The organism is Bifidobacterium catenulatum PV20-2 (assembly GCF_000800455.1).
Taxonomy (GTDB): Bacteria; Actinomycetota; Actinomycetes; order Actinomycetales; family Bifidobacteriaceae; genus Bifidobacterium; species Bifidobacterium kashiwanohense_A.
The window spans coordinates 2182480-2204227 of record NZ_CP007456.1; the positions used below are offsets into that span (position 1 = coordinate 2182480).

19 protein-coding genes and 1 tRNA gene are annotated in these 21748 nt (G+C 55.6%); 8 read left to right on the forward strand and 12 right to left on the reverse strand.

The genetic code is table 11. From position 1 onward, the window contains the following. Positions 1 to 8: 8 nt before the first annotated feature. Both AH68_RS09335 and AH68_RS09340 read right to left on the reverse strand, forming a co-directional pair. Positions 9 to 1022 (reverse strand): LacI family DNA-binding transcriptional regulator, encoded by a 1014-nt coding sequence (locus AH68_RS09335; RefSeq protein ID WP_039199446.1) that lies wholly within the window; start codon positions 1020 to 1022, stop codon positions 9 to 11. 8 nt (positions 1023 to 1030) lie between these two features. Continuing rightward, positions 1031 to 2371: an ABC transporter substrate-binding protein gene (locus AH68_RS09340; protein WP_039199449.1), complete on the reverse strand. Its 1341-nt coding sequence runs from the start codon at positions 2369 to 2371 to the stop codon at positions 1031 to 1033. Positions 2372 to 3236: 865 nt separating this feature from the next. Between AH68_RS09340 and AH68_RS09345 the strand changes: the two genes are divergently transcribed. From AH68_RS09345 to AH68_RS09355, 3 genes are all read left to right on the forward strand, one after another. Next, positions 3237 to 4166: a carbohydrate ABC transporter permease gene (locus AH68_RS09345; protein WP_395947840.1), complete on the forward strand. Its 930-nt coding sequence runs from the start codon at positions 3237 to 3239 to the stop codon at positions 4164 to 4166. Between the two features lie 58 nt (positions 4167 to 4224). Beyond that, positions 4225 to 5229, forward strand: coding sequence for a carbohydrate ABC transporter permease (locus AH68_RS09350; protein ID WP_039199452.1), 1005 nt, complete (start codon positions 4225 to 4227; stop codon positions 5227 to 5229). A 265-nt stretch (positions 5230 to 5494) separates the two neighbouring features. Beyond that, complete coding sequence (locus tag AH68_RS09355; RefSeq protein ID WP_039199454.1) at positions 5495 to 6619, forward strand: ROK family protein; 1125 nt, start codon at positions 5495 to 5497, stop codon at positions 6617 to 6619. A 15-nt stretch (positions 6620 to 6634) separates the two neighbouring features. On the opposite strand, the gene AH68_RS09360 is transcribed toward AH68_RS09355, so the two are convergent. From AH68_RS09360 to metG, 3 genes are all read right to left on the reverse strand, one after another. Beyond that, a complete protein-coding gene (locus AH68_RS09360; protein ID WP_039199455.1) occupies positions 6635 to 7339 on the reverse strand; it encodes a TenA family protein in 705 nt (234 codons plus the stop codon). Positions 7340 to 7520: 181 nt separating this feature from the next. After that, positions 7521 to 9626: a glycoside hydrolase family 2 protein gene (locus AH68_RS09365; RefSeq protein WP_039199457.1), complete on the reverse strand. Its 2106-nt coding sequence runs from the start codon at positions 9624 to 9626 to the stop codon at positions 7521 to 7523. Positions 9627 to 9838: 212 nt separating this feature from the next. Next, positions 9839 to 11701, reverse strand: a complete 1863-nt coding sequence (gene metG, locus AH68_RS09370; RefSeq protein WP_039199459.1) for a methionine--tRNA ligase — start codon at positions 11699 to 11701, stop codon at positions 9839 to 9841. 215 nt (positions 11702 to 11916) lie between these two features. Between metG and AH68_RS09375 the strand changes: the two genes are divergently transcribed. From AH68_RS09375 to AH68_RS09380, 3 genes are read left to right on the forward strand one after another with little or no spacing between them, the layout of a single operon-like run. Then, positions 11917 to 12543 carry a hypothetical protein gene (locus AH68_RS09375; protein ID WP_039199461.1) on the forward strand — a complete coding sequence of 209 codons (627 nt, stop codon included), beginning with the start codon at positions 11917 to 11919 and terminating at the stop codon, positions 12541 to 12543. A gap of 32 nt (positions 12544 to 12575) precedes the next feature. Then, positions 12576 to 12839, forward strand: a complete 264-nt coding sequence (locus tag AH68_RS10850) for a hypothetical protein (protein WP_162473491.1) — start codon at positions 12576 to 12578, stop codon at positions 12837 to 12839. 8 nt (positions 12840 to 12847) lie between these two features. After that, the gene (locus AH68_RS09380) at positions 12848 to 13063 is read left to right on the forward strand and encodes a variant leucine-rich repeat-containing protein (RefSeq protein WP_236682409.1); all 216 of its coding nucleotides are present in this window, start codon (positions 12848 to 12850) and stop codon (positions 13061 to 13063) included. A 118-nt stretch (positions 13064 to 13181) separates the two neighbouring features. Here AH68_RS09380 and rsmI read toward each other — a convergent pair whose 3' ends face one another. Further along, on the reverse strand, positions 13182 to 14165 hold the full coding sequence (gene rsmI, locus AH68_RS09385) for a 16S rRNA (cytidine(1402)-2'-O)-methyltransferase (RefSeq protein ID WP_039199463.1): 984 nt from the start codon (positions 14163 to 14165) through the stop codon (positions 13182 to 13184). 373 nt (positions 14166 to 14538) lie between these two features. Between rsmI and AH68_RS09390 the strand changes: the two genes are divergently transcribed. After that, positions 14539 to 15225, forward strand: a complete 687-nt coding sequence (locus tag AH68_RS09390) for a DedA family protein (RefSeq protein WP_039199465.1) — start codon at positions 14539 to 14541, stop codon at positions 15223 to 15225. 161 nt (positions 15226 to 15386) lie between these two features. Continuing rightward, positions 15387 to 15459, forward strand: a tRNA-Ala gene (locus AH68_RS09395). Positions 15460 to 15602: 143 nt separating this feature from the next. Here the strand turns inward: AH68_RS09395 and AH68_RS09400 are convergent. The 6 genes from AH68_RS09400 to dnaK form a co-directional block, all read right to left on the reverse strand. Further along, entirely contained in the window at positions 15603 to 16295 is a 693-nt protein-coding gene (locus AH68_RS09400) for an HAD family hydrolase (protein ID WP_039199466.1), read from the reverse strand. A gap of 258 nt (positions 16296 to 16553) precedes the next feature. Then, positions 16554 to 16841: a hypothetical protein gene (locus AH68_RS09405; protein WP_033501772.1), complete on the reverse strand. Its 288-nt coding sequence runs from the start codon at positions 16839 to 16841 to the stop codon at positions 16554 to 16556. A 260-nt stretch (positions 16842 to 17101) separates the two neighbouring features. Next, positions 17102 to 17767, reverse strand: coding sequence for a heat shock protein transcriptional repressor HspR (locus AH68_RS09410; protein WP_039199467.1), 666 nt, complete (start codon positions 17765 to 17767; stop codon positions 17102 to 17104). Positions 17768 to 17772: 5 nt separating this feature from the next. Continuing rightward, positions 17773 to 18801 (reverse strand): DnaJ C-terminal domain-containing protein, encoded by a 1029-nt coding sequence (locus AH68_RS09415; RefSeq protein ID WP_039199468.1) that lies wholly within the window; start codon positions 18799 to 18801, stop codon positions 17773 to 17775. Positions 18802 to 18885: 84 nt separating this feature from the next. Next, a complete protein-coding gene (gene grpE / locus AH68_RS09420; RefSeq protein WP_039199470.1) occupies positions 18886 to 19566 on the reverse strand; it encodes a nucleotide exchange factor GrpE in 681 nt (226 codons plus the stop codon). Between the two features lie 2 nt (positions 19567 to 19568). Beyond that, on the reverse strand, positions 19569 to 21440 hold the full coding sequence (gene dnaK, locus AH68_RS09425) for a molecular chaperone DnaK (protein WP_039199471.1): 1872 nt from the start codon (positions 21438 to 21440) through the stop codon (positions 19569 to 19571). Positions 21441 to 21748: the final 308 nt, after the last annotated feature.

The window sequence follows — 21748 nt, forward strand, 5'->3', positions numbered from 1 at the left end:
GTTCTTCATCAACGCGATGCTATGGATCCACGTTGCCTATATACGGGATGAATCAATGTTGCTTTTTCCTTTCCCTTTAGAGTTCCATCCATGAGCCGAACAAGCATGCTCATGCCCAGTTGACACAACTCTGCTGGCATCAAGGGAAATTCATCTATCCTCAGACGCTTGCCTATGGAATCTGTATATGTTCCCGCTGAAATCAGCGAAAGATCTTGAGGAATCTTCATTCCACGCTGCCGCGTCGCAGCAACAAGATTATTAAGGAATAATGGGCCGCCTTGAGTCACAATTGCTGTGTTCTCACTCGAGATGAACCTCTCAAGTAGGTTTTCGGCAGCATCGAAATCATCCTCGTCGGTAAACTCTTCATCTATATGAATCTTGTATCGCGCAGCAGCATCATGCATTGATGTCCTGAGTCGAATGAGGTAATTTGCACCTCCATTTCGTTCGTAATCAATCTCCTTCCCCCCTGCAAACAGAATTCTGCTGTGCCCATTACGACAAAGCGTTTGCATGATCATTTCACCCATTTCAATAAAATCGGTATCAATGCATGGCACATTTATTTCATTCATAGGATGTCCAATAGAAATGACCGGAATACTTGAAAGCTGAGCTAATTCAATTCGGGGATCATTCATAGTCACATCCATAAGAGCGACACCATCCACCATCCCAGTATCGATGATAGAGCGAAGTTGCTCATCTCCTGTTTCCTCAGTCAACAGCAACGTTTCATAGCCAAGTTGCCTGGCCGCTTTGAGAAAATTTAGAAAATAAGCACAATAATTGGTATAGCTGGTGGAATCATGAACGGGCGAACTCAGCGCGACGAAATGAGTCTCACCACTCAACGGAGCTGGACCACCGTTTTTCGCCAAGTAACCAAGTTCCCGCGCAGCTTGCAATACTCTCCGACGGGTATTTGCCCCTATGGGACGTTTCCCTGTCATCACATAGGAAACCGTGCTTATGGAAACTCCTGCAAGAGCCGCCACGTCCTTGATTCCAGCCATTGTTATCCTTATTCGTTCACAGTAAAGCCTTGGCTCTTTCCTTGCTCAACGAGCTTGTCCTGCCAAGCCTTCACACCTTCCTTCATTGTGGTCTGTCCCGTGTAAGCCGCCCCGACAGTGTCGGTGAAAACGCTTCGCGCATAAACGTCATAGGGCAGAAATTCGAACTTAGATGTGACACGCTTCGCAGCCTCGGCGAATTCAGCATTGAACTTCTCACCGCCAAAATAATCCACCGTGTCTCCATCGGAGTTCACCATAGTAGTCTGGCTAAGGAATTTATCGTTAGACATGGTCTTCAAATCAGCAGGAAAACCACCTTGGTCCACACGGGACATAATGGCATCAGAATTAGTGCTGGCAAATTCCATAAACTTGTACGCAGCATCCGCATTCTTGGATGACGACATCAGGGCAAGGGAGGAGCCGCCGTACTCAGAACTTACCTTCTCGCCGACGTTCCACGTTGGCATTTGAGCAATTCGCCACTTTCCAGCACCCTCCGAAGCATTGTTTAAAAACATGCCGGGAGCCCATGCAGCAGATATCACGCTCGCAAATTCTCCGGAACCAACTGAACGATACCAATCATCAGAACTATCTTTTGTCTTCGTTTCGATTAGTCCTTCATCAATCATCTTTTGCCAGAAGTCACAGAATTTCTGCACCCCTTTATCAGTAGTGAGTTTGACGGTAACCTTGGTGCCGTCTTTAGATGTGGAATATGGGTGTCCACCTGCTTGCCAGACCATTGCATTGAAGAATCCGGCGTTCCCTGGATCATTAGTAATATATGAACCAATCTGCTTAATCTTCTTTGCATCTTGATAGAACTCATCCCAAGTACTTGGCGGCTCAGAAATGCCAGCTTTGTCAAATACCTCTTTGTCATAGTAAAAAGCCATTGGTCCAGAGTCGACTGGCATACCATACATACCGCCATTGAAATTCACTGCATTCCAAGTACCTGGGGTGTAGAAATCCTTATATTTGGCAGTCCCATAGTCATTCAGATTTTTAAGAGAGCCCTTAATTACATACTCAGGAATCGCATAATATTCAATCATGGCTATATCCGGAATTCCACTGCCAGCTTCCAAAGCATTATTCAGAGCTTTGTATTCATCTTTACCACTACCGGCATTGGTAAATTTGATGACAATGTTAGGGTTTTTCTTCATGAAAACCTTAGCATTAGCTTTAAGATTGTTATCCCAAGCCCAAACATTAACAACCGTCTTACCGCCCCCATCGGGAGTTTCCGACTGAGTTGTTCCACACGCTGCCAATGGAACAACCATCGCCGCAGCACCGCAGAGAGCAATTATTTTTCCTAATGAGAACCTCATTGTTTCCCTTCTTTCTATTGAGCAGCAGTGGCATGATCCTTGCTTTTGGCGCCCTTGCTTGTAGTCTGCATCTTAAAACCGAAGGATTATGACTGACAAATAATTTCGATGATTTCGACGATTTCAATAATCAAGGCACTCACCATAACAGACACGCGCGGCTACATCACGCAACGGCCAACACAATTGATGATCCATTGTCTAAAGAACGAGAAAGTCACATTAGCGAATATAGTGCTGTCCCAAGGAATGTGCCGCGTCTAAAAGCACATACATCGTCATATGATCGGACACTTCAACGCTTTACTAAGAAGTCAACACAGACCGGAAAAACCTATAACGTAAATCAACAGCGATGTCGCCAATAACAGCTCTGCTATATATTTCTATCAACAAATTGCCTGGAATATATGCCAAATTGCAACCCCGGCGGTTCAGCTATCATGCGCTGAACCATCAACTTCGTAGGCCCTCACACGACGCAGTCGCGCGTGTCTGTTCTGGTGAGCTCCTTGATTATTGAAATCGTCGAAATCATCGAAATTATTTGTCAGTCATAATCCTTCGGTTTTAGGATGCAGACTATAAGCAAGGGCGCAAAAAGCAGGTATCGTGCCACTGCCGTTCAAGAGAAAGAAAGGAAGAAGAGTACCATCGGGTGTCCTCGAAAGCATGGAATGCACCGCCCGATCATCGAATCTGAATTTCTTCAGTCCAACGATCGGGGTGCGGTTCATCAAGGCTCCACCCGTGGAGTGAAAGTACGGGCGCGAAAGGGATGCTTTCCCATCCACACCTGTTTCGCACTCAGAAATCTTTGCACGGCAATCAAAAACAATCAAAAAATGTCTCGAAGGAGAGAATGATGTCAGCAACGGAAGTTGTTGCCAATATGCCACTGCATTCGGCAACCGTGCGTGTCAATAAACACAAGGCGGATTGGCGTGGTTGGAAGTTCATGTGGCCGTTCGCGTTGGTGTTCGTGTTCGTGTTCGTGATCCCGATCCTGTACGCGATCTACATCAGCTTCTTCCAGAAGCAGATGATCGGCGGCACGAAGTTCGTGGGAGTCAGCAATTACATTCGTCTGTTCCACGACCAGCAGTTCTGGAGCTCAGTCGGCAGGGTCGCGCTGTTCACCTGCGTGCAGGTGCCGATCATGCTGTTCCTGTCGGCGGCGATGGCCCTGGCGTTGGATTCCATGAAGCTGCACGGCGCGAAGTTCTTCCGCATCACCACGTTCCTACCGTACGCGGTGCCGGCCGTGGTGTCGACTTTGGTGTGGGGCTTCATGTACGGCGCGAAATACGGTCTGGTCGGCTCCCTGAACGACTGGCTGGGCACGAACCTCGACGTGCTGAGCCCGAACGTGCTGCTCGCTTCGATCGGCAACATCGTGACCTGGGAGTTCACGGGCTACAACATGCTGATCTTCTACAGCTCGCTGTCCACGATCCCGCACTCGCTGTACGAGGCCGCCAGCATTGACGGCGCGAGCGAATGGCAGATCATCAAGTCCATCAAGCTGCCCGAACTGAAGGGCTCGCTCGCGATCACGGTAATCTTCTCGATCATCGGCTCGTTCCAGCTGTTCAACGAGCCGAGCATCCTGCAGAACATGGTGCCGGGCAACTCGATCACCACGTATTACACGCCGAACATGTACGCGTACAACCTGAGCTTCGCGGGCAACCAGTCGAACTACGCCGCCGCCTTGGCGATCACGATGGCCGTGATCACGATGGCGATCGCGTACGCGGTGCAGCTCAACAGCATGAAGGAGCAGATGAAGTAACGCCTTGGGGCGTACGTCATCTGCATAGGACATGGATTTTTCAAGGAGCATAACAATCATGAGCGATACTGCGATGTCGACGGGGTATATGACTCCCCAAGAGCTTAAAGAGCAGGAACGAGCCGCAAAGAAGGCCGAGAGGGCACGCTTGAAGCGCGTGGAAATGGATGAGAAGGCGGAGCGCAGACGCGCGGCGAAGTCCGGTTTCGCGAACGTGTCGAACCCGAGGCGCAGCAAGCTGCTGACCATCGTGTGCGCGCTGTTCGCGGTGTACTGCCTGTTCCCGTTCGTGTACCTGCTGGTCAACGCCACGAAGACGCAGGCCGACTTCACTTCGACGTTCGGCCTGGGCTTCGGCCACACGTTCGCCCTGTGGGACAACATCGTGACCGTGTTCACCTACCAGGACGGCATCTTCGGGCGCTGGCTGCTCAACACGCTCCTGTACGTGGTCGTGGGCGCGGGCGGCGCGACACTGCTGGCCATCATGGGCGGCTACGCGCTGGCGAAGTTCCGTTTCCCGGGCCGCAAGGCCGTGTTCGCGGTCATCATCGGCGCGATCAGCGTGCCGGGCATCGCGTTGGCGGTCCCCCAGTTCCTGCTGTTCGCCAAGCTCAGCCTGACGAACACGCCGTGGGCCATGATCATTCCATCGTTGATCAGCCCGTTTGGTTTGTATCTGATGTGGATCTTCTCCGAGCAGGCGGTTCCGACGGAATTGCTTGAAGCCGCACGAGTTGATGGAGCTTCGGAGCTCCGCACGTTCTTCCAGGTGTCCCTGCCGCTGTTGGCTCCGGGCATCGTTACGACGGCCCTGTTCACGATCGTGGCGACGTGGAACAACTACTTCCTGCCGTTGATCATGTTGAAAAATTCGAACTGGTATCCGTTGACAATCGGCCTGAACCAGTGGAAGGACCAGGCGAGCACCGCTGGCGGCCAGGCGATCCAGAATCTGGTGATCACGGGCTCGTTGATCACGATCATCCCGCTGGTCATCGCGTTCCTGTGCCTGCAGAAGTACTGGCAGTCCGGCCTCTCCGCGGGCGCAGTCAAGGAATAATCCATTTCTACGCCACAGCCATGGAACGAAAAGTATGGCCCGTACTACAAGTACGGGCCATACGCATATACATGATCTGGCGGACCTTCCTCACAAATCGCGATAGTTGTTCTCTATTGCGAGACATATTCCGGCTGCAAAGCTGAAGTAATTCAGATTCATATGGCTGGAGGTGCAATCTCGTTATGAGTAGAATCTACAGAACGCACTTGTAGCGCCACACACTACAATATGTATTGGCCCCACACAAGAAAGCGAGGACACCGTGAGCGGCACTCAGGCAAAGGCTTCACCTTCCGATATTCGAATCAGCAATATCACCGCCGCATTCGAGCAGCTGTTCCCCGCAACGCAGATGTCACGAGCCAATATCGGCAAACTCATCGGACTTTCACGCTTCACCACCAGCGAAGTGACCGGTGAAATGGTCGACAATCGCATTCTGCGCGAACTCGGGCCAGACAATCGCGAGGGGCGTGGCAAACGTTCGCAAGTACTCGCCATCGACACTGATTTCTGGCGAATCATTTCCATCGACCTGTCGAATCCGAGACTCACCAAAGGAGCGCTGGCGGATCTTTCCGGCAGAATCGTGGACCGCACCGAACTTCCCACAGACAACGGTTGCAGCGTCGATGATGTAATCAGCCTGTGCAAGCAGCTCATCACTTCAACGCCACTGCCGATTCTCGGCATCGGCATCGCCGTGACCGGCATTGTGGAACCCGACGGCATAGTGCGCAAATCCGTGCACTTGGAGTGGAACGAACTGCCACTGAAAGCTGAAGTGGAAAACGCCACCGGAGTGCCTGTACTGGTAGACAACGACACCAACGCGGCGCTTGTGGCGGAACGATTCTTCGGAAACTGCTCCCCTAATTCCATGCTCATCTCCATCGGACGAGGCGTCGGTGCCGCACTATGCCTCAACGACGTCATCATCGGGGGAAGCTCCTCCACGGCCGGAGAGATCGCGCATGTGGTGGTCGATCCGAATGGACCGACCTGCGAATGTGGCAAACGGGGCTGCCTTGAATCGTTGGTTTCCGGCGACAGATTGCAGGAACGCATCGCACAGGATCCCGCCTCACGCACGCACATTCTCGCCGAAGCGGGCGCTCTGCTCGGTCGCGTCATGGCCATACCGGCCGGACTGCTGGATCTGCGTGACATTTCGGTATACGGGGCGCCAGAAATAGTCAATACTCAATTCATCGACGCAATGGAAGATGAAATCAGGCGCACCGTAACCACGGATTATCAGAAAGCGCCGCAAATTCACCGTTGCAAGCAAGGCGAGGATCTCACATTGCGCGGCCAGGCCACCATCGTAATCCGCACACTAGTGCCGACAATCCACGAACGGGGCTCCTTCATCGGCGATGCATGAGCCCCGGCCATCCACTCACTGCTGCGGGTAGGAATCCTCAAAGAAGCGACGTTCGAGATGCACGATAGTACGGAACACGTCGGCTTCCGAGCCATCCACCGACGCGTATTCGTTGACGAGCGCGATCAGGCGGCCCGTCCAAGCGCGAAAATGATCGCCTTCATGCAAATCAACCCAGCCTTTGTGCGCCGGAATCTGCTGAATAACACCCGCGTCGATGGTGCGCTTGGCCCAATCGAGATAGATCCATTCCATGCAGCATAGTGCGGTGATCAGTTCTTCCCACGTGCCCTGAACCAGCTTGGTGAGATATTCGCAATACTCGCGATTTGCCGGAGTTTGCTCGGAATTATTGTATTCTTCATCAGTAATTCCATATTCCTTAAGGAATCCCGTAAAATATGTTGCCTCATTATCAGCAAACCATTGCGATTGTTTTGCCAGCATATCTTTGGTTTCCTGACGTGGCGCAAGTTCAATTGCATGCGACATAATGCCTTGATTAAAGAATTTGAAATCCTGAATTAAATAAGACTTCAAAATCGATTCCGGAAGCGTATCATCCAGCATTTCATTCACAAAACGTGAATTGATGGCCTGATTCCATTCATCGGCAGCCGACATGTACAGCTGATCGGCGACAGAACCCGGCTCAGCTCCCAGCCATGCATAATCACCACTTGCGGACTGTGGTGCTTCTGGAACATGATTCACGGTCATAAGACCCCCTTTGATTAGTGCGGCCAACGTATCCTTACCACGCCCCGCTCTGGATCGCTTTGCATAGCGCAGTCATAACGACCGCCGTTTCCAACGTACCGAACACTCCGCCGAAACGCAAGAAGCAGAACACTTCCATGACCGCCATGGCCTCCATGACCGCACGCTCAATCTTGGCGAATCATTGCACGAATTTGTTGAGACGGCGATCGTAGGTCAAGAGGCCGTTGAGCTCTTCTTCGACGTCGGAAACCTGCGTGTACACGTAGCCCGCCAATCCGCGTGATTCCAACGATTCCGCCGAAGCAAGCACGGAACGGACGGCAGCGCGCCAATCCTCAATCGAATCGTACTCGCCATAACCGTAAGCTCGCGAAACCGCGGCATGATCGGCCACCAACTGCGCTAATCCACCAAATTCCGAAATCATGAACGCACGAACGCCATGCTGCGCCACCGGCAACACCGCATAATGCGCGGCACGACGACGCCTTTTGTGCCTCTTCTCATATTCGGCCACATACCCGCGCAACGGCCCCTTATCAGGGTAGATTTCCAGCGGACGGAAGTAGTTGTGCACACTATGGAAGTCGCCGCAACGCTGGTCGTACCAACCGCTTGTAGCGTCAATCGGGCGCGTCGGGTCAAGCGCGTGAATGCGTTCTGCCGCATCACATGCGTTGAACTGTCCCCAACCCTCGTTGAAAAGCACCCACGCAACAATCGACGGGTGGCCGGCAAGCATGTGCACCATGGCATCGCAAGTGCGCGACCAGTCACGGCGGTACGTCGAATCGTCTGCACCAAGCGCCGCGAAATGCTTCGCCGTGTCGTCGCGGTACTTGTTCCACGTGGTGCGCACGAGCGTCGGCTTGCGATTCGTGGTCCACGCGTTATATTCGCCGCCGCCCGACACCGCGTCCTGCCATACGAGCATGCCGAGGCGGTCGCAATGGTAGTACCAGCGTGCGGACTCAATTTTGATATGCTTACGCAGCATATTGAAACCGGATTCCTTCATGGCGATTATGTCGTGAATCAGCGCTTCGTCGCTCGGCGCAGTCATCAAGCCGTCCGGCCAATACCCCTGGTCGAGCACACCCTTGAGGAACAGCGGTTTGCCGTTGAGATGGAATCGCGCAACACCCTTCAAATCAGGCTTGATTTCAACCGTGCGGAATGCGCAATACGAGCGCACAATATCCTGCTTTTCTTGCGATTTCGCAGCGCCAAATTCCAACGTCGCCGTCATGTCATACAAATACGGATCTTCAGGCGACCATAAGTGCTCGGCCCGCGTTGCGATTTCCGTACGCACCTTGCGCATGCCGGCCGCAAACCGCTCATCCGCAACAATCGCGCCATCCGCAGGATCCGTTACGACGATATGCAGTTTAGCGTTCGGCTTGTCTCCGCCGATTTCCGCGCGAATGAACAGTCTGCCATCCGCAGCGCCCTTCAGCGTGAGCGTCTGCATGTACGCCTCCGGCACGATCTCCATCCACACGCTCTGCCAAATACCGCTTTGCGCGGTGTACCAAATACCCTCGCGTTCGATCTTCTGTTTACCGCGCATCTGCGTGCCCGAATCGTTCGGATCATACACGCACAACGCAATCTCGAAAGCATCATCGGGATCGACAAATGCCGAAATATCAACATCGAACGGCAGATAGCCCCCGACATGCGCTCCTGCAAACTGCCCGTCGATAAAGCAGGCACACACGTAATCAACCGCTTCGAAATGCAGAATCAAACGATTCGCATCCCCGATCTGCCGAACCGCTTCCTCTCCCCCAAGCGTGACAGGGTGCACAATCGTGCGATACCAGATCATATTGTCGGGATAAATCGTTTGATGTACGCCGGAAAGCGCGGATTCCGGCGAAAAGGGCACCAAAATCTTACCGTCGAACGTTTCGGGAATGGCCGTTTCCTTCACTGCCTGCACCGCTTCGTCACGGGTGAGTGCAGTCGCGGATTTGCGCCATTTCGGGCCATTGTCGCTTTCGGGAATGGATACGATCGCGTAATCCCAGAATCCGTTGAGCATAGTGTGATTGCTACGCACCATGGTTGGGCGCGGATGTTCGTTCAGGATTGGCGTGCGGCCGTTTTCCAGTTTGCGTTCACCATCTTTCGCAGGGCAGAACGCTTTGTGTGCCGCGTTGGAAGACAGCCATTCGCTGGCGATCTGCTCACCCCACGGCGTCCACAACTGCTGCAGCGGCTCCTGAGAACGCATTTTCGTAGGCGCGGCTTTCAGCACTCGCTTGACGTCCAACATAAGAGTCCTCCCTGCAGCATCGCATTTCCCTCAACTTCCCCATTGTAACGAGAGGAATGGCGAAGAGAGATGGCGATTGTTACGGATTCGAAATCGATGCAATCTGGATTACACCGTCAGATATGCACAATCAGATATAAAAAGCCGGTGCAGGAACTTCGTAAGTTCCTGCACCGGCAATCAAGCAAATCATCTGAAATATATCAGCTGAATCAGCCTTCCAGCTTAGCCTTTTCAGCGGCAAGACGAGCCGCTTCAGCCTCACGACGAGCCTTCAGTTCGGAATCGAAGCGGGCAAGCTCCTCTTCAACGGCCTCCGGCGGAATCTTCGCGAAAATCGGATGCGGCTTCGGCACCGGAGTGCCGACCACGATCGGCTCGGAAGCCCACGGATGCACGGTTTCGCCCAGCTTGTAGTCGCCGGTGATGATCGGGTACATGAAGCCCGGCTTGTCGAGATCCTCAACCTCTTCCAAACGCGGCAGCGGTGAGAACGTGCCCGAGCCACCAAGAGCCTCCCACACCTTCTGCGCGGAATGCGGCAGGAACGGGGCCAGCAGGTGGTTCGCGTCAGACACGGCCTGGGCGGCAACGTGCAGCACGGTGCCGAGGCGAGCCGGATTGTCCTTGATCTTCCACGGTTCAGTGGCGGAAATGTACTTGTTGATGTCGCCGACCACGCGCATGGCTTCGCTCAACGCGTTCTTCTGACGATGGTTCTCGATCAGCGAACCGACCGTGTTGAACGCGGCCTTGGTTTCGCTCAGCAGAGCGCGATCCTCATCGGTCATTTCGTTCTCGTCGAGCGCCGGAATCTCACCGAAGTTCTTGTTCATCAGGTTGGCCACACGGTTGACGAGATTGCCCCAGGAAGCGGCAAGCTCCTCGTTGTTGTGGCGCACGAACTCAGCCCATGTGAAGTCGGAATCGGAGCTTTCCGGGCCGGCCACGGAAATGTAGTAGCGCACGGCGTCCACAGGGTAACGGGCGAGAATATCCTTCACATAAATGACAATGCCGCGGGAAGACGAGAACTTCTTGCCTTCCATGGTCATGAACTCAGAAGCCACAACCTGCTCCGGCATGTTCAACGGGCCAAGCTTACCTGTTTCGCCGCCCTTGGATCCCTGGCCGTTATAGCCGAGCATTTCGGACGGCCAGATCTGGGAGTGGAACGTGATGTTGTCTTTGCCCATGAAGTAGTAGCCCGGAGTTTCCGGATCGTTCCACCATGCGCGCCACGCTTCCGGATCGCCCTTGCGGCGAGCCCATTCGATGGATGCCGACAGGTAGCCGATCACAGCGTCGAACCACACGTACAGCTTCTTGTTCGGATTGTCGATCCAGCCGGCAACCGGAACGGGAATGCCCCAGTCGATGTCACGCGTGATGGCACGTGGCTTGACCTCCTTGAACAAACCGATGGAGAAGTTAATGACGTTGGTACGCCAACCTTCGCGGGTCTTCAGCCATGCGAGATTGGCTTCGGCGAGCGCCGGCAGGTCGAGGAAGAAGTGTTCGGTTTCCTCAAAACGCGGGGTTTCGCCGTTGATCTTGGAAACGGGGTTAAGAAGCTCGTCTGGGTCAAGTTCGTTGCCGCAGGCGTCGCACTGGTCACCGCGGGCGCCGTCTGCACCGCAGATCGGGCAGGTGCCTTCGATGTAACGGTCAGGCAGGGTGCGGCCGGTGGACGGCGAGATGGCGACCTTCTGGGTGCCCTTGTAGATGTAGCCGTTGGCAAGGCACTGCTTGAACAGTTCCTGCACCACCTGCTCGTGGTTGCCGGTGGTAGTGCGCGTGAACAGGTCATAGCTCAAGCCAAGATCGCACAGATCCTTGGCGATCACACGGTTGTAACGGTTGGCGAGCTCCTGTGCGCTGACGCCTTCCTTGTCGGCTTCCACCAGAATCGGGGTGCCGTGCTCGTCGGTGCCAGACACCATCAGCACGTCATTGCCCTTCATGCGCTCGTAGCGCGCGTACACGTCGGAGGGCACGCCGAAGCCGGCGACGTGACCGATATGACGGGGGCCGTTAGCATACGGCCAAGCAACATTCACCAAAATATGACTCATGGTGCCTGATTATACAAACCGCCATATCCCGCATTTTCAATGTATTTCGGTAGTCGGATTTTTATTGGAGGACTGACGTGCGATCGTTGATTTCGATTGTTTGAATATCTGTCGATTTATTCACATTGTTGCATTGCGCGACAATCATTTTCCACATATCCACAGATTTTCGGGGAAAGTGGCGAGGAAGGAATCGGATTCGCTACTGTACCGCCATGGACACTTCACCACCCCTTCTGGGCAGCGCCGACCTTCCGGGACCGATGTGCCTGAACCTGTTGGCCTCATCCGGCGCGCTGTGCAAGCTCGACAGCGCGAACGCCTACTCAAGCCATGATTCGGACACGTTGTACGGGCGGGCATGCATCATCGCGACACTATTGCCAAGTCGTTCCGTGGCATGTGCGCGCACCGCCGCATGGGTCTGGCTGGGAGGCGCGTTCCCCGACTCCATAGACATCATCGCGAAAGCCCACTACAGAACGCTGCGATACGGGCGAAAAATCAACGTTTTCAACCGTTTCGCACCATCCGAGCACACCATTAAGGTCGGCCCGATCACCGTGACCACACCCGTTCGCACCGCATGTGATCTAGCTCTGAACTGCGCCCCCGAAACGGAATCGAAGGTTTCCGAAATCATCTGCATGCTTATGCAGGAATTTCATTTTCGTTCCAACGATTGTATGCAGATCATGGAAGATGCGAAGCATATTCGCAACGCTCCGCAGGCACGGAATTACATTCTTGCGATTGACGGCGGAGGTTACGAACACGGGAACCGTAAGGATTGCGAAGACCGTAAGAACCGTAGGGATGCCGAATATGTGCGCGGCGCATAGCAGGCATAAGGCGCACGGCAGGCGCAAAGCACATGAGCACCGCTGGAGCAAAGCTCGCGAACGTGGCTTGGGAGGCCCACGCCAATCGGACGACACCGGCAGGTCCCGCGGACCGTTCGGAATCCGCGAAAAACGCAAGCCGGGTGAAAGCCGCAAAGCGCACCGGGCAACACGACGGCATGCACGGAATCGCACGCATCGCCATGCGTATCGCACGCGCCGCGAACCGCCGTCATACCAGCCCAAGCCGCGACCGAAACCGCTGGTCGAACCGCCATCTCCTCCGATTCCGTTGACGCCGCTGGTGGCATGCAGTCCTGGCACTCCACAGGACGTGCTCTGGCATATCGCGGAGTACGCGCCTCAACTGCGCAAATGGCTGATTGCCAATCCTTCCGCAACACCTGCGATGCTGGAATATCTTGCGCAAGTCGGCGGACCGGATGTGGCACGTTCCCTGCAAATATTGCTGGAATCGTTGGAATCGCGCACATTAGATGCGATTGCGTATGAGGGCTAAAGTAGCGTGACCGCAAGTGATTGCAACGCAATAACGCAATCGCAAGTACGCAGCGGGCAATCGCACGGCAAGCGATTATGCGACAAGCGATCGCCAAACGGCAAACAATGCGAAAAGCCTACTCTTTCATGGCAAGAACCGTGTTGTAGACCTGCTTGCGATTGGCGAGCGAACCGTCCGCAAGGGGGTGCTCGGCAACGACTTGCGAAATCGCGTCTTTGATACGCAGATTGTCTTCCCGCGCACGGTCGATCGACAGTACCGCCAAGTCTTCTATGCTCAGCGACGCGGGGGCCGCGGCATCGGCCTCCTCTTCGGAAGCACCGGCGACGACCAACACCATTTCACCGCGCGGAGGCTCGTCGATCACGCTTTGGCGAATCTGTGCGATGGTTCCGCGGCGAATCTGCTCGAAATCCTTGGTAAGTTCGCGGCAAAGCGCCATCTTGCGGTTCGGACCGAACACGTCAAGCAAGTCGGCCATGGCCTCGTCGATGCGATGCAACGTCTCGTAAAACACAATGGTGCGGCGCTCCGAACGCAACGTGCGCAAGTATTGCACGCGTTCGGAATGCTTGCGGGGCAGGAACCCTTCGTAGCAGAATCGGTCGGTCGGCAGGCCTGACAGGCACAGCGCGTCCAGTACGGCGGACGGGCCGGGAGCGCAGGTGACGGGCAGGCCGCGTTCGATGGCGCGACGCACAATCGCCAAGCCCGGATCGTTGATGGTCGGCATGCCCGCGTCGGACACGACCAGCACGGTCGCACCGGTTTCCACCTGGTCAAGCAGGCCATCGGACTTGTCTCGCTCGTTATGATCGTGGTAGGCCACCACGCGGCCATTCACATGCACGCCAAGACGGTTGGCGAGCGCATAGAGACGGCGGGTGTCTTCGGCTGCGACGATGTCGGCGCGCTCCAGCAGTGCAATGAGGCGTGCGGACGCGTCGGCAGTATTGCCGATCGGCGTGGCCGCCAGCACGACCGTGCCTTGCGGAACGTTGGTTCCGCGCACGAGAGCGTCAAGTCCCGCATCGCCGTCTGCGTTTTCATCTTCACGTTCGCGCTTGTCTTCGCATTCGCGCTCATTCATGCGTTCCATGCCTTCAGCCTATCCAACGCAAAGGAAAATGAACTGCCTCCCACTTTCTGTTGCCCAAAAAAATGGGAGGCAGTTCATTTGAAAATCTACCCTTTTTGAAATCGTGCGGTCGCCCGGGCAAAATCTCCCAGTCGCGCAACACAGCCACCCAAAGCCAGCCGTCAAAAGAAACAAACGCCGACCGCAGTTGACACTTTGCGCCTGTTTGTGCAGATTTGCCACCCGTCGGGCGTTACTAGGCGCTGCATTAGAGGGCCACTGGTAGGCTGACATTGGTTCCGCAGGCGTGCGGAAGTTCAGGCCAACCGCCAAAGGCAGCCTGAACCACGTAATTTTGAACGTATAGATGTAAGGTACTCACAGAGAGCATTCCATGGGAATTATCAACTTCTTCATTAATCTGCTCAAGGATCCACGCACCGCGATCGCCGGCTGGATCTCCATGGGCGTCGCCCCCACGCTTGGTTTCATCTTCCTGATCGTGTTCGTCGAAACCGGCGTCGTGTTCTTCCCGTTCCTGCCGGGCGACTCCCTACTGTTCGCCGCCGGCTTCTTCGCCGCGCCCGACGCCCAGACCGGCGTTTCCGCGCTGCCGCTGTTCGCGCTGCTGCCCGTGGTCTGGTGCGCGCCGATCATCGGCGATCAGTGCAACTACTGGATCGGCCATTTCTTCGGCCGTCGCATCATCGAATCCGGCAAAGTCAAGGCCATGACCCCCGAACGCCTCGCCAAAACCGAAGGCATGATCGAAAAGTGGGGCCCGCTCGCCGTGTTCCTCGGCCGTTTCTTCCCGTTCATCCGCACGTTCATGCCGTTCATTTCCGGCATTTCCGGCATGCGTTGGAGCCGTTTCACCCCGTTCTCCGTGCTCGGCGGCCTGTGCTGGTCCACCCTGTTCACGCTGCTCGGCTACTTCTTCGGTGGCATTCCGGCCGTGCAGAAGCATTTCGAGCTGGTCATCATTGCGATTCTCGTGCTGTCGCTGATTCCTACGATCGTCGGCCTGCTCAAGGCTAAGTTCGGTAAGAAGAAAGCCGATACCGCAGCCGTAGAAGCCTGATCTTTCGTCTTTCTTCTTTTCTTGGCGAAAACGGCGTCTTTCGATTATTCGGAAGGCGCCGTTTTCGTATGCTTTTCATAGGAATCATGGCAACACGCGACTATCGGAAATTGCATTAGTACAGACCTCGTACTAGAATCACGAGAGTTGTCTTAAGACATGGGGCCGTAGCTCAGTTGGTAGAGCGCTTCGTTCGCATCGAAGAGGTCGCGGTTTCGACTACCGTCGGCTCCACTAAGCCCGCTGCATTCATTCCACCGCAGCGGGCTTTTTCTTTACTCATGCAACCCAGACATGTCGGTCACCAACCAACCAATCCTCGCCAAACACCCCCGAACTCATATATCTGCCATATATAAGCGAGATAAGGCGCAAATTTAGGCTTGAGACGTGCGCTGACGTACGAATGCGTCAAGCGAGGCCACGTCGATGCCCTCATACCCCTTGATCGAAGCGAACTGCGGGCCGTTGGAATTGTCGATCTGCATGAATCCGGTCTGGCCAATCGTCGTCGCACCGGAAGCGACAGCCGAACGCAAACCAGACATGGAATCTTCGACCGCAATGCAGTACTTCATATCTTCCGGCGCGACGCCCAGGCGGCGGCCAGCCTCCAAGTACGGGGCCGGAGAAGGCTTCTTCTCAACATCGTCGTCGCCGCACACGTAGCCCGCGAACGCACCGTCCGGTGCCTGCGCAACCAGATTCTCCGCAAGATGACTCGGCGACGTGGTGACCAGCATCGAAGGAACACCCGCATCACGCAACGCAACAAGCACGTCCTCCACGCCTTCGATCCACGGAATGCGCTCGAATTCCTTCTGAGCTACATAATCGATCATGCCTTGACCGATCTCCTCGATTGACAGCTGGCAACCATGCTCCACCATACGGCGAGCCACATCCGGAACCGGCGTGCCCGAACCCTGCCAGGCAAGCTCCTCATCCCAATACCCGCCGTGCGCGGCTGCGATTTTCATCTCCCCCTCATGCCAGTACGGTTCGGAATCGATCAGAGTACCGTCCATATCCCAAAACACAGCCTTGATCATCAGGTTCGACTCGGTCATGATGTTCCTTCCTTACGACCGTCGGACTCAGAGCACCGGATTTACGCGCGGCGCCGTCCATCGCGATTTCCACTGCCATTTCAGCAGAGCGGCAAGACGGCAAACGAAAAGCGCCCGGACGTTCTTTCATCCGAGCGCTTCCCACATCAACGCAATAACTCACGTCTGCGAAATAATCCGTCTCAAGTACTACAGGCAACCCCCATTGCCGCAACCCATGACATTCGAAAAATTCGCCTCTATCGGAAGATTCGAAATCTACTCTCCCTGGTTCTCCTTGTTTTCTCCAGCGGCTTCCGCGGCCTTTTCCGCATTTTCCGCCTTCCAGCGGGCGATGCAACGTTCCACGCGCTTGTAGCCGATGATCTTCGGATCAAGCCCTGCCTCGCGGAAGATCGCGGCAGGCGAGCCACCTTCGGCATACCTGCGCATGCAGTCGTCGCGAAACTCCTTGGAGTAGCAAATACGATATTGGGTGACCGATTCCACGGCATCCAGAGACCCGAGATACTTACGGGTCTTAGCGGTGAACGCAACTCTTGGCACTGTACGCTCCTAACCTTTCCTGTTCTTGCCGCATATCTTACCCCCCCCCATGATTTCTCATGGAAAAGGAGACCCATCTTTCACCGAAGCACCTTAATAACCGGAAGAATGACAGTTAGAACGCGGATACTCAACATCATTTCCCACAACGATGACATCGTCGCAGAAAACAACGCATTTGGCGAAATTATATAACAAAACAGGCACATCTGTTGCAAGATGTGCCTGTTTTTAAATATTTTCAGTATTTTTTCCGAAAATCAGTCAATTCCCCAAAGCACGATTGACCTAGAAACGGGATCTGAAGCGGGTTGGCCCCTCTGAACACCCTCGTTTTCGCGCGCGACACCTCTATTGGGCGTGTTGTACGCGTCGGCCGCGACACGCGCGGACTCCATGGACTCACGCGATGGTAGCTGCCGGGTATTGACCTGAATCTGCCTGCGCCACATGCGCGCACGGCGGGAACGTTCGATCTCCACAATGTCGCCGTCCGCATCGGCTGCGAACACGCTGGAGCCGGCCGGCTTGCGCAGACGCTCGACCTGGCGGCGCAGCTCGCGGTTCTCCTCCTCCAGGGAAAGAATCCGTGCGACACCGGCCAGATTGATGCCCTCTTCCTGGCTCAGCTGCTGCGCTTTCGCAAGGCGGGCGATATCTCGCAGCGAGTAACGGCGGGCACCGCCATCCGTGCGCTGCGGCACCACAAGCCCAAGCCGATCGTACTGGCGAAGTGTTTGAGGGTGCACGTTGGCGAGTTCGCCGGCACGGCCTACCGTGAACATCGGCAGTTCGATGTCGAAACCAACTTCGTCTGCCCCATCAAGATCGGCCCTGCCGGCCACAATCGCCATCGCACACATGTCGTACAGCATTTTGGCCTGCCGCGCCGCGCGGGCTTGGGAGGTCCGAGATGCGCGCGCCATGGCGATCAGCGCTCCTTGGCAAGTTCGTCGGCGAAGTCGCCGCACTCCTTGTCGAATTCCTTCGCCGCATGCTTGACTTTCAGGCTTGGCCTGTCGGGGATGCGAATCTGCACGCGCCCGACCAAATCGCCGTCGCCCTGCCTGTTGGCCACGCCTTTGCCGGAAATACGCACTTCCGTGCCGCTGGATGAGCCCGCCGGCACTTTGAAGGTGACTTCGTTGCCGTCGACGTCTTTCGCAGTCACTTTCGCGCCCGTTACGGCCTGGCCGACGGTAATCGGCAAATCCATGATGATGTCACGCTTGCGCAGGCTGAATTTCGGATCTTCGGCAACGCTGATCTGCAGGTACAAATCACCGTTTTTGCCGCCGTTACGGCCCGGCTTGCCCTTGCCTGAAATGCGGATCTTCTGCCCGTCATGCACGCCTGCCGGAACATGCGTTTTGAACTTCTTGCCATCGGCAGACAGCGAAACCGTCGCTCCTTTGACCGCCTGGCGGAAGGTCAAGTTGATCTTGGAGTTGCGGTCCTCGCCGTCTTCCGGTTGCGCAGCCTGCTCGTAGCCACCCCCGTAAGGGCTTCCGGTGGCAGGCCCACCAGCGCTGCCACCGAACATCGAGAAAATATCGTTGATATTCGGGTTGCCGCCGCCGGTTTGGAAGCGGATGCGCGAACCATTGCCGCCCGCGCCATACGCTCCAGCCCCAGCGCCACCGCCGAACATCGATCCGAAGATGTCGGAGAAAGCCCCCGCATCGAATCCGCCCGCACCGGAACCGCCGGCGAAGCGCGCGCCACCCATACCGAACTGGCGGATGGCGTCGTACTTCTGACGGTTGCCTTTGTCGCTGAGCACGTCGTACGCTTCGGAAATGTCTTTGAACTTCTCCTCGGCCTCCTTGGTCTTGTTCAGATCAGGATGGTACTTACGTGCCAGCTTGCGGTACGCCTTGGTGATCTCATCGTCCGTGGCGTCTTTGGAGACACCGAGGACCTTGTAGAAATCCTTGCTCAGCCATTCATTCTCAGCCATGATGTGCCTCCTTTCACGAGGTCGCTGATGTCACTGCGTGTTGTTTTGCGGTTATTGGTATCGAAATCGCGAATGTCACTGCGTTCAGTTCTGCGGGGAGGCCACAACCACGCGAGCCGCGCGAATCACGCGGTCGCCGATGCGATAGCCGGCTTCCACCACGGTGTCGACGGTTTCCTTCTCGGCCTGCGAATCCGGCTTGTGCAGGATCGCGTCATGCTTGGTCGGGTCGAAATCCTCACCTTTTTCGCCGAACTTCTCGACGCCGAACTTTTCGAACGCCTTGTCGATTTTGGTGGAAACGGCTTGGAAGGACTCATCCATTTCGCTGTGTTCGCGAATGCGATCGATGTCATCAAGTGCCGGCAGCAGCGCGGTCAGCACGTCGATGATGCCGTGTTGGCGGAAACGTTCCTGTTCCTTCTGCGAACGATTGCGGAAGTTGATGAATTCCGCACGTTCACGCTGGAGCGCTTCAAGATATTCCGCCGCTTCCTTCTTGGCCTGACCAAGTGGAGTCAGCGTATCTTCACCATCTTGCGTTGCACTATCCGCGGCATCGCCGTTTTCTTGCGATTCGGAAGATGCTGCGTTCGCGGCCGTTGCCGCAGTTTCAGAAGCTGCGGAATCGGCAGATGCAGTTGCTGCAGAATCGCCATTATTCTGCGACTCCTGCGATGCACCGGCTGCAGGGCCGGCCTGCCCGGACAGGTTGTCCATGTCGGGCAGGTCGTTCAGATATTCGTCCTTGTTGAAGTCGGACATGATTACTTGTTGTCCTTGTCGTCATCGTCCACGACTTCGGCGTCAACCACGTCGTCGTCAGCGGGAGCGGAACCGGCAGCACCTGCGGCACCAGCGGCGCCCGCAGCGTCGGCGGCACCCTGCTGTGCGTAGAGGGCCTGGCCAATCTTCTGTGCGGAGGTCATCAGCTCGCTCTGGGCGGACTTGATCTTCTCAATGTCCTCACCCTTCAGGGCTTCCTTGAGCTCGTTGACCTTGTCGGTGACTTCCTTGGCCACATCGTCGGAGAGCTTGTCCTTATTGTCGTTGACGAGCTTCTCGGTCTGATAGGCGAAGGATTCAGCCTGGTTGCGGGTTTCAGCGTCTTCCTTGCGCTTCTTGTCTTCGGCTTCGTGGGCTTCGGCTTCCTTGACCATGCGATCGATCTCGTCCTTGCCCAGACCGGAACCGCCGGTGATGGTCATGGACTGTTCCTTGCCAGTGCCCTTGTCCTTGGCGGACACGTGCACGATACCGTTGGCGTCGATGTCGAAGGTGACTTCGATCTGCGGAACGCCACGCGGAGCCGGAGCGATGCCGGTCAGCTCGAAGGTGCCCAGCGGCTTGTTGTCGCGAGCGAACTCACGCTCGCCTTGGTAAACCTGAATGAGCACGGACGGCTGGTTGTCTTCAGCGGTGGAGAAGACTTCGGAACGCTTGGTCGGAATGGCGGTGTTACGGTCGATGAGCTTGGTCATGATGCCACCCTTGGTTTCGATGCCGAGGGACAGCGGGGTCACGTCGATGAGCAGCACGTCCTTGCGGTCGCCCTTGATGACGCCGGACTGCACGGCTGCGCCGACTGCCACGACTTCATCCGGGTTCACGGACTGGTTGGCTTCCTTACCGCCGGTGAGCTCCTTGACGAGCTCCTTGACGGCCGGCATACGGGTGGAACCGCCGACAAGCACCACGTGGTCGATGTCGGAAACACCGATGCCAGCGTCGTGCAGCACGTTGTTGAACGGAGTGCGGCAGCGACCCAGCAGGTCGGAGGTCATGCTCTCGAAGTGGGCACGGGTCAGGGTTTCGTCCAGATGCACCGGAGTGCCGTCAGGGGTCATGGCCAGGTACTGCATGGAGATGGAGGTGCTCGAAGAGGAGCTCAGCTCCTTCTTGGCCTGTTCTGCAGCTTCCTTCAGGCGCTGCAGGGCAATCTTATCCTTGCTCAGGTTGATGCCGTACTTGTTCTTGACTTCGCCGACGAGCCAGTCGATAATCTTCTGATCCCAATCGTCGCCGCCCAAGTGGTTGTCGCCGTTGGTGGCCTGCACCTGAATGGTGGAGAAGCCGTCGTCATCCTTGCCGATCTCCAGCAGGGACACATCGAAGGTGCCGCCACCGAGGTCGAAGACCAAAATGGTTTCGTCTTCCTTGCCCTTTTCGAGGCCGTAAGCCAGTGCGGCTGCGGTCGGCTCGTTGATGATACGCAGCACGTTCAGGCCTGCGATGGTGCCGGCGTCCTTAGTGGCCTGACGCTGAGCATCGTTGAAGTATGCCGGGCAGGTGATCACGGCGTCGGTGACCGGTTCGCCGAGGTAGGCTTCGGCGTCGCGCTTCAGCTTCATCAGCACCTGTGCGGAAATCTCCTGCGGAGTCCACTTCTTGCCGTCGATTTCAACGGTCCAGTCGGTGCCCATGTGGCGCTTGACGGAGCTGATGGTGCGGTCGACGTTGGTCACAGCCTGACGCTTGGCGACTTCGCCGACGAGGATTTCACCGGACTTGCTGAATGCCACAACGGACGGCGTGGTGCGAGCGCCTTCAGCGTTTACGATAACGGTGGGCTGGCCACCTTCAAGAGTTGCGATGCAGGAATTAGTAGTACCCAAATCGATGCCAACTGCGCGTCCCATAACTTGTCTCCTTTGTAGATAGGTTCGCTATGCGTTTTCTGTTCTGTTCGTTCTTTCGCCCGAGTTTCGGTTTGCCGTCTCTCGGACTTTCCAAAACTTGAGCCTACACCACTCAACTTTGAATCGCAAGCGATTATTCCCAAATCTACAAAAAAGTTGAGTTCTCTTCGCTCAACTTTTTGCCGGACGCAATCTCCAGTGCAACCGAAAATCGCAAATAAGATCCGGACCACACTGCAATGCATGCGATCCGGATCTTATCTGCGATCTTCAGTTTTTCAATCCTCAGCTATGGTTTTCAACTGCAA

Excerpts from the sequence above, each read along its gene's own strand:
- AH68_RS09340 (WP_039199449.1), bottom strand. The coding sequence starts at position 2,371 with ATGAGGTTCTCATTAGGAAAAATAATTGCTCTCTGCGGTGCTGCGGCG.
- AH68_RS09345 (WP_395947840.1), top strand. The coding sequence starts at position 3,237 with ATGTCAGCAACGGAAGTTGTTGCCAATATGCCACTGCATTCGGCAACC.
- AH68_RS10850 (WP_162473491.1), top strand. The coding sequence starts at position 12,576 with ATGAGCACCGCTGGAGCAAAGCTCGCGAACGTGGCTTGGGAGGCCCAC.
- AH68_RS09400 (WP_039199466.1), bottom strand. The coding sequence starts at position 16,295 with ATGACCGAGTCGAACCTGATGATCAAGGCTGTGTTTTGGGATATGGAC.
- metG (WP_039199459.1), bottom strand. The coding sequence starts at position 11,701 with ATGAGTCATATTTTGGTGAATGTTGCTTGGCCGTATGCTAACGGCCCC.
- dnaK (WP_039199471.1), bottom strand. The coding sequence starts at position 21,440 with ATGGGACGCGCAGTTGGCATCGATTTGGGTACTACTAATTCCTGCATC.
- AH68_RS09335 (WP_039199446.1), bottom strand. The coding sequence starts at position 1,022 with ATGGCTGGAATCAAGGACGTGGCGGCTCTTGCAGGAGTTTCCATAAGC.
- AH68_RS09375 (WP_039199461.1), top strand. The coding sequence starts at position 11,917 with ATGGACACTTCACCACCCCTTCTGGGCAGCGCCGACCTTCCGGGACCG.
- AH68_RS09360 (WP_039199455.1), bottom strand. The coding sequence starts at position 7,339 with ATGACCGTGAATCATGTTCCAGAAGCACCACAGTCCGCAAGTGGTGAT.
- AH68_RS09350 (WP_039199452.1), top strand. The coding sequence starts at position 4,225 with ATGAGCGATACTGCGATGTCGACGGGGTATATGACTCCCCAAGAGCTT.
- rsmI (WP_039199463.1), bottom strand. The coding sequence starts at position 14,165 with ATGGAACGCATGAATGAGCGCGAATGCGAAGACAAGCGCGAACGTGAA.
- AH68_RS09390 (WP_039199465.1), top strand. The coding sequence starts at position 14,539 with ATGGGAATTATCAACTTCTTCATTAATCTGCTCAAGGATCCACGCACC.
- grpE (WP_039199470.1), bottom strand. The coding sequence starts at position 19,566 with ATGTCCGACTTCAACAAGGACGAATATCTGAACGACCTGCCCGACATG.
- AH68_RS09410 (WP_039199467.1), bottom strand. The coding sequence starts at position 17,767 with ATGGCGCGCGCATCTCGGACCTCCCAAGCCCGCGCGGCGCGGCAGGCC.
- AH68_RS09365 (WP_039199457.1), bottom strand. The coding sequence starts at position 9,626 with ATGTTGGACGTCAAGCGAGTGCTGAAAGCCGCGCCTACGAAAATGCGT.
- AH68_RS09415 (WP_039199468.1), bottom strand. The coding sequence starts at position 18,801 with ATGGCTGAGAATGAATGGCTGAGCAAGGATTTCTACAAGGTCCTCGGT.